This is a genomic window from Kitasatospora sp. NPDC056800 (genome assembly GCF_042789775.1).
In the GTDB taxonomy this organism is placed as follows: domain Bacteria; phylum Actinomycetota; class Actinomycetes; order Streptomycetales; family Streptomycetaceae; genus Kitasatospora.
On the sequence record NZ_JBHUAL010000425.1, the window covers coordinates 1 to 1,286 of the forward strand.

Genomic DNA, 1,286 nt, shown 5'->3' on the forward strand with positions numbered 1-1,286 from the left:
CAGGGTGTTCACGAAGAACCCGACCAGGTCGTCCAGGGCCTCGTCCGAACGCCCGGCCACCACCGTGCCGATCGGGAGGTCCGTCCCCGCACCCAGGCGCGACAGCAGAGCCGCCAGGCCCGCATGCAGGACCATGAACAGCGTCACGCCGTGCCGACGCGCCAACGCATCCAACTCCGCGTGCAACTCGGGGCCGACATGGAACTCCAACAGCTCGCCCTCGTGCGACGCGGCGGCAGGACGGGATCGGTCGAAGGGCAGAGCCATCTCCTGCGGCAGCTCTCCCAGCGCGTTACGCCAGTACTTCAACTGCTCGTCGAGGATCTCGCCCAGCTGGTTGTGCTGCCAGAGCGTGTAGTCCGCGTACTGGACGGCCAGCGGCTCCCACTGCGGGACCAGGCCCGCCAGCCGGGACCGGTAGGCCGAGGCGATGCCCGACCAGAGCGGGCCCGAGGACCACCCATCACTGGCGATGTGGTGCAGGGTCAGGACCAGGACGGACTCGGTCGTGCCGAGAGTGAACAGGGCCACCCGCAGAGGGAGTTCAGCGGAGAGGCTGAAAGTGGCGAAGGCCTCGGCCTCGATCCGGCCGGCCACCTCCTCGGCCGTGCACGGCTCGACCCTGAACGGCACCTCGACCTCACCGGCCGGCAGGACCAGCTGGCGGGGCTGGCCGTCTATCGCGGGGTAGACCGTCCGCAGGGCCTCGTGGCGGCCGACCACGTCGCCGATCGCCCCGCGCAGGGCCTCGACGTCCACCGATCCGTGCAGGCGGAACGCGAACGGGCTGTTGTAGGTCGCGGAAGCGCCTTCGAGCTGGTCGAGGAACCACAGCCGCTGCTGGGCGAACGACAGCGGCAGCACCTCCGGACGCCCACCCGCCACCAACGCCGGACGCGCCGGACGGCCCTCCTTCAGCTTCTCCATCACCCCGACCACCGTCGGGTTACGGAACAGGTCGCGGATGCCCAGCTCTGCGTTCAACGTGGTACGGATGCGGCTGATCAGGCGCGTCGCCAGGAGCGAATGGCCGCCCAGAGCGAAGAAGTTGTCATCGATGCCTACCGACGGAACACCAAGGACCTCGGCGAAGAACGCGCAGAGGATCTCCTCCTGGGCCGTCCTCGGACCACGATGCCCCTGCACCTCCACAGCCTCGACCGCGCCGGCCCGGGCCCGCTCCGCCCGGCCGAGGAAGTACCGCTCCTGCTCAGGCGAGTCGAACACCTCCCAGCCGGACACCGGAACCTCCGGATCCCCGACCGCCACCCCGAGCAAGCGCACCA

Annotated in this window: 1 protein-coding gene; it reads right to left on the reverse strand. The window is 69.8% G+C overall.

All coding sequences use genetic code 11. The features are described from left to right. Positions 1–1,242, reverse strand: a 1,242-nt coding sequence (locus tag ACFRQN_RS40850) for a condensation domain-containing protein (protein ID WP_380745721.1), incomplete at its 3' end; no start/stop codon positions are given. Between the last annotated feature and the right edge of the window lie 44 nt (positions 1,243–1,286).